This is a genomic window from Dyella sp. OK004 (assembly GCF_900114495.1).
In the GTDB taxonomy this organism is placed as follows: Bacteria; Pseudomonadota; Gammaproteobacteria; order Xanthomonadales; family Rhodanobacteraceae; genus Dyella_D.
The window spans coordinates 146369-152368 of the sequence record NZ_FOZI01000006.1; the positions used below are offsets into that span (position 1 = coordinate 146369).

At 63.4% G+C, this 6000-nt stretch carries 4 protein-coding genes; all 4 read right to left on the reverse strand.

All coding sequences use genetic code 11. The annotated features are described in order from the left end of the window. Positions 1 to 59: 59 nt before the first annotated feature. The gene (locus BM338_RS20755; protein ID WP_090454512.1) at positions 60 to 2207 is read right to left on the reverse strand and encodes an AsmA family protein; all 2148 of its coding nucleotides are present in this window, start codon (positions 2205 to 2207) and stop codon (positions 60 to 62) included. 193 nt (positions 2208 to 2400) lie between these two features. Next, positions 2401 to 2994 (reverse strand): class I SAM-dependent methyltransferase, encoded by a 594-nt coding sequence (locus BM338_RS20760; protein WP_090454514.1) that lies wholly within the window; start codon positions 2992 to 2994, stop codon positions 2401 to 2403. A 131-nt stretch (positions 2995 to 3125) separates the two neighbouring features. Continuing rightward, on the reverse strand, positions 3126 to 4073 hold the full coding sequence (locus BM338_RS20765; RefSeq protein WP_090454516.1) for a peptidylprolyl isomerase: 948 nt from the start codon (positions 4071 to 4073) through the stop codon (positions 3126 to 3128). A gap of 571 nt (positions 4074 to 4644) precedes the next feature. After that, positions 4645 to 5742, reverse strand: coding sequence for an alginate lyase family protein (locus BM338_RS20770; RefSeq protein ID WP_218156407.1), 1098 nt, complete (start codon positions 5740 to 5742; stop codon positions 4645 to 4647). Between the last annotated feature and the right edge of the window lie 258 nt (positions 5743 to 6000).

A 6000-nucleotide genomic window follows, 5' to 3' on the forward strand; every position in this document is an offset into this window, starting at 1 on the left:
GTCCCGTGGGACAGGGGGAGGTTGGGAGGGGGTAAACCCTTGCGATACGGCCTCAATACTCAGGCTTTTTTTCCCTTAACCGGCGCCACCACTTTCGCCGGCGCCCGCATCTGCTCCAGCACGGTCGTGCAGGTATTCGGCGCATCCTGATGACTCATCGCCACCAGCGGCAGCAAGGCCGCCGCCGGTGCCGCGAGCACACCCAGCGCCAGCGCACCGCCGCCGCGCAGCAGCAGCGGGCCGGTCTGCACGCCTACGTCCGGATTCTTCAGTGTGCCCTTCACGTACAGCGGCGAACGCAGCGAGAACACGCGGAAGCCCTTGGTGTGTGGTTTCACGTCCAGATTCAGCCGTTCGTCGGTGAAGTTCACCGTGCCTTCGATATTGATCACCGCGTCTTCCGTGTCGAACACGAACAGGCGCGTGTCGAAGAGGCCGTTGTTGGCACCGAGGTCGGCGGCGGCGCAATTGATCTTGACCACCTTGTCGCCGAACAGTTTGCCGATGACGATGTTGCCGACATTGAGGCCTGCGGTTTCGAGCAGATTCTTGCTGATCGCGCCGTCGTTCATTAGCAGCTTGAGTTCGCCATTGGCGCTGCCGAGCAGGGCGGCCACCGAATTACCGCGCGCGGCGAGGGATGCGTCGCCGTTGATCTCACCGAAGCTGGTGTTCATCACATCGACGGTGGGAAATAGCTGCTTGATCTTGAGCCGGCGCGCATTGAGCTTGAGCGCGCCGCGCATTGCCGCCTGGCTGCCATCAAGCTGGATATTGCTGGTCACCGTGCCGCCGGCCATGCCGAAATTCAGTGGATCCAGACGCAGCACGCCGTTGTCCAGCAGCAGATGCGTGTTGAGGCTGTCGATCGGCAGATCCTTGCCGCGCACGATGCGCGCGCCGGTGAAGTTCACGTCGGCATCCATGGTCTTCCAGCGCTCGGTACGGAACGGCTCCACCGGCAGCACTTTGTCCGCCGGTTGTGGTGTGGCGTCGCCGCGCTGTTGCTTCTCGGCATTGCTGTCGGCGCCGATCAGCGGCGCCAGGTCGGCGAACTGCAGCAGCTGTGAGCGCAATTTGCCGCTCAGCTTGGGACGGTCACCGCCGGTGGCAAATTCCAGGCTGCCGGCCAGGTCGCTGCCGCCGACGCGGCCATGGAAATCGCGATAGCTGAAGTGGCTGCTGTTGCGATGCAGCTCCGCCTGCAGCCGGCCCTCGGTGGCATACGGTGGCGTGTCGGGCAGGGTGAGGCCGGTGATCGGATACAGCTTGGCCATACTGCTGCCGGAGAACCACAGCTTCAGATCGAGCGCACCCAGATGCACCGGATCGGTCAGCGTGCCGACCAGGGCGATATGGCTGTCGCCGATGTGCACATCCGCCTGCACCGGGAAGGGGCGGTCGGCTTCCTGCAGCGCGATCACGCCACCGGTCCTGCCGTTGCCCTTCAGCGGGGTGCCCTGATAAGTGCCCTCTACCTGCCACGCGAACAGATAGCTGGTGGCCGATGCCGCGCCGCCGAGTTTGTCTTCCTCTTTTTCCTTGGCATTCGCCAGCGCTTTCTTCGCGGCGCTGCCCGCGCTGCGGCCGGCTTGCTCGCGTGCATCGGTGGCCTGCTGCGCCATGATCTGATCGAAGGGGATCGCCTGTTGTAACGGCTCCACCGTTACCTTGAGCTTGACCTTGCTGGCCGCGTCGTCGACGGTGATCAGGCCGCGGTCGAAACCGATGGCACGCAGATCAAGCTGCCAGGCGGACGGTTCGCTGCTCTGCGGCAAGGCGAAGTCCCAGCTCGCACGCCCCTTGGCATCGCGCTCGGCATCCACCACCGGATGCTCCAGCTGCAGGCTGGGAATCACAATGCGATGCGTGAGCAAGGGCAGGGGCGCCAGACGGAAACGCACAGCATCGAGCTGCGCGAACTGTGGCTGCTTCGCCCAATCGGGGTTGGCCACGCGGATATCGCGCGCTACGAACTCCGGCCATGGCACCAGCGCGCGGAGTCCGCCTTCGGTCGGTTCGCGCCGCCATGCCACGGAGAGATCGCCCTGGATCGCAAAAGACCGGCCGATGGCCTGGCTCACTTTCTCGTTGATGCCCGGCTTGATGCGGTTCCAGTCGTAAGTGGCGACCACCACCACGGCGATGGCCAGCACCATGAATGGCACGGCGGCGATCCATAACAACACCTTGCGGCTGCGCTTCATGCTTTTCTCCCGCGCGCTGCAGAGCGCGTTCTTCCGAATGCGACAGATAACCGCAAGCGCGAAAAAATTGTGTATGCGTGGCTTTCCCTGCTCAGTAGGGATTCACGCTATAGCAGTGGATGGATTCAGCTCGGGCGCTGACATGCACGATGCACAGCGTTCGCCGGAAGCGTGGAAATCGCGGAGCGGATTTCTATATCGCGACGCTGACCGACAAGCGTCGGCGGAAACGATAGACCGAAGCCGGCGGCAAATTCAGCACGGCGCTGCCGATGCGTATCGCCTCCAGCCCAAGGTGTCGTAGCTCGTCGGCCGGCAGGGGACAGCGCGGGCCATAGGTGAACTGGTGAAACGCGCCGTCCTTGCGCAGCTGGCGCGAGAAAGCGCCCTCGACAATCGCCAGCGCCTTGTCGCGCGGCATCGATAGCAGCGGCAGGCCGCTCACCACCACACCCGCGCGCTCCTCGCCAAAGATCGGCGCGGCCTCGCCCAGATGGGCCGCATCCATGCTCAACACCTGTGCATGCGGAAAGCGCTGCAGCAACTGGCCGGCAAAACCCTGGTCCGCTTCGATCAGCGCCAGCCGATGGGCCAGCACACCCCGGCTCAGCAAGGCCTGGGTAAACACGCCGGTGCCCGGCCCCAACTCGATCACCGGGCCGCTATGCGGCCCGATATCCATCGTAATCAAGCGCGCCAGTGCAGGGCCGGAAGGCGCCACGGCGCCAACCCGCGCCGGATTGCGCAGCCAGGCTCGAAAGAACAGCAAGCTATCGGTGAGGCTCATCGTGCGAGGTTCCGTATCCAGTAGCGTCCGGGGTACCTGGTAGCCGGGCGGTGCCCAAGGACACCGTCCGCTTCCATCCGCCGCCTAGCTGTATAGCCGATGTCGATGAATAAAATGTTTGCGGGCCGGCCTCAGGGCGCCGCCTTGGCCTCGCGTACCGGAATGGAAATGCCGCACAGGTCGATCTTGCCCGCCGGGTTCCGGTAGAAGTCGTCGCGGCGATTGCGCTTGGCCTCGATCAATGCCGCGAACGTCGTGCTATCCGTGCGCAGCACTTCGATCTTGGCGCGTTCGCTTTCCGGCAAGTCGGATGCCAACCGCACCGACTCGATCGTCACGCGCTGCTCCGGCTTGTCATAGAAACCCAGGGGCCCCGTACCGCGCGGCAAGGCCGAGAGAAACTCCATGCCCTGCAACACCCGGCCCGCCACGGCCAGGTTGCGATCCAGTCCGCGCGGCGCCTGGCCGATCACCGCATACAGCGAACTGCCGCTACCCGTTTCCGGCCCCACATCGCGCGCCACGCCGACCATGCCATAGCAGTGCGTCAGCCACTCCTGGCCGGTGGCCTTGTCGCGCGCCACCGGAAAACCCTCCGAAAAACCCACTTCGGGTGCGTATACATCGCCATCCGGCAACGCCGTCCACGGCAGCTTGGCATCGATGGCGCGCGTGTATTCCGGCGGCAACGTCTTCTTCGCCTTGCCCAGCGGACGCAGCTTGTTCTTGTCGCCCTTGTCGTCGTCCTCAGGATCCGCCCACTGCGTAACGAAATTGTCCTGCACCCGCACAATCGCCAGCTTGTCGAAGTAGTGCTCCTTCACCAGCGTTCGGATGTTCTCCGCATGCAACGGCGTGAAATCCGGCGCCAACTCAATCAACACCTTGCCCTGCGGCAACTGCATCTGCAGCAGATTCTTCGGATCCGGCTTGCGCCACTCCTCCGGCCTGGACTTCTCCAGCAACTCCTTAGGCGTCGGCGTTTTCGTCGCCGGAGCAGGGGTATCCGCCTGCGCCGCCGGCAAAGCCAGCGCGCAAAGCAGAGAGAAGCCGAGCAACTTCGGAGCGAATCTGGACATGACGGACCCTGGCTGTGGTGAATCGCGATCCGCAAAGTAACAGAGATTCCGGGGCGGATTTAAAGGTCTTTTGGCATATCGGCCGGGGCGGCGAGCAGCTGATACGGGGGAACCCTTCCATGCAATAGCAACCTCGTCCCGAGCACCCACCCCTCACCCCAACCCTCTCCCAGAGGGGAGAGGGAGATGTGGCGCTTCGATAAAGGCTAGGCGATCAGGCCTCGAAGAAAACCATCCCGAGGTCTGACACTGGAAAAGGCGTAGCTACAGAGCGCACCGCCTGCTTTCAGGCCATTTCTCTTTGGTTACTTTCTCTTTGGGCCAGCAAAGAGAAAGTGACTCGGACCGCGGCAGCGGTTCGAAAGCCCGCGGCAGGCGAGCCAGGGCACGCAGATGCTAAAACCGAGCGACAACGCCACTGGATGACCAGCTTCGCTGTTGAAAAGCTCCTCCGGCCGTCGCCGGAATGACGAATAGGAGAGGGCATCGCAAGGGCCGAAACCTCACCCAACCCCCCTCTCTCTCGCACAAGGACTACCTTCGGGTTGCCAACGGGAGAGGAGCTAAAAGCTCAATGACAAGCCCCCACCCAATCCGGCGGCAAGGCCGCCAACTGCCGAGCCACCGGCAAATACCGATCATCCACCTGCGCCGCCAACCAATACAGCGTGCTGCTGGTCTTGGGGTCCCACTGGCCGCCATACCCCTTCTCCCCAACCTGCGCCCGATCCCGATCAAACTTCACCGACGTATGCACAAACTCCTCATGCGTGCGCTCGCCAACAGCAAACGGCCGCAACCAATCCAGCGCCTTGGCCACCGAAGCCCCCTCCGGTGTGGTGTAGCGCAGCCAATCCGGATCAAACGGTTGCGCCGCGATGGCTGCCACCACCAGCGGCTGCAAGTCGTACACCACATAGTGCAGCGCATCGCGCTCCTGGAAATCGATCACCGTGCCATCGGGCCGGATGTTGTCCGCCACCTGTTTCTGGAACAGCTCACGTGCCGTCTTCAGCATCGCCGGGTCGCCAAGCGCCGCCGCCGTCATGGTGATCAGCTTGATGCGATGGCTCTGCCAATTATTGATCTGCGTGCCATGCGCAGGACTACGGAACTGATGGACGCGCGCGATATAACCCTCGCCCAGTTTGCGCAGCAGCGCACGGGTGGCATCGCGGGTCGCCGGACTCAGGCCGTTCGAGGTCAGCACATAGGCATCGATCAGGCCGTCCAGGTTGGTCTCGTCGATAGGATTGAAATCGGGCTCATACGTATGTGCCCACGCCGCGAGGTAGGCATCGACCTGTTGCAGATAGCGCCCGTCGGCACTTAGTCGCCACGCCAGCGCGGCCTGCCGCATCAATGGCCAATCCTTCTCCGCCGCAATGCTTTCATCGCGAATGCCCTGATGCGGCAGCGTACCTTCCGTATGCAGGTGGGGCAGGGGATGTGGCTGGTCGCCGAGATGTTTTTCGGCGTCGGCCAGAATCTGCCGGGCGGAAGCATTCGGTTCACCCGCACCTGGCGCCACTGGCTGGCACATACTCACCGCGCGCGGCGGTGTCATGTCGCGGCGCACATACATCGCGGTGGCCATCGAGAGCACGGTGGTCAACCCCGCGAGTGCGCCGAATGTCAGCGCAATCTTCCTTCGGGAAACACGTCGCATGCGGCTTCGTTCCGTTCCGTGGGGGAGTGGTTAGTGTGCCGCGTGGCGGCGTGCATCGGTGCCGCGGCAAGTTTCTGCGGTCAGCGAAGAGACATCGGTGGGGCGGTGCTCTTAGAGCCCTCCAGGTTGGTGTATATCGACCTGGCCGCTTACGCAGCGGGCGTTCCGCCTCGCTGCCGCGAGCCGGGTCACGTTCTCTTTGTTGGCCCAAAGAGAAAGTAACCAAAGAGAAATGGCCTGAGAGCAGGCGGCGTGCTC

Excerpts from the sequence above, each read along its gene's own strand:
- BM338_RS20755 (WP_090454512.1), bottom strand. The coding sequence starts at position 2,207 with ATGAAGCGCAGCCGCAAGGTGTTGTTATGGATCGCCGCCGTGCCATTC.
- BM338_RS20760 (WP_090454514.1), bottom strand. The coding sequence starts at position 2,994 with ATGAGCCTCACCGATAGCTTGCTGTTCTTTCGAGCCTGGCTGCGCAAT.
- BM338_RS20765 (WP_090454516.1), bottom strand. The coding sequence starts at position 4,073 with ATGTCCAGATTCGCTCCGAAGTTGCTCGGCTTCTCTCTGCTTTGCGCG.
- BM338_RS20770 (WP_218156407.1), bottom strand. The coding sequence starts at position 5,742 with ATGCGACGTGTTTCCCGAAGGAAGATTGCGCTGACATTCGGCGCACTC.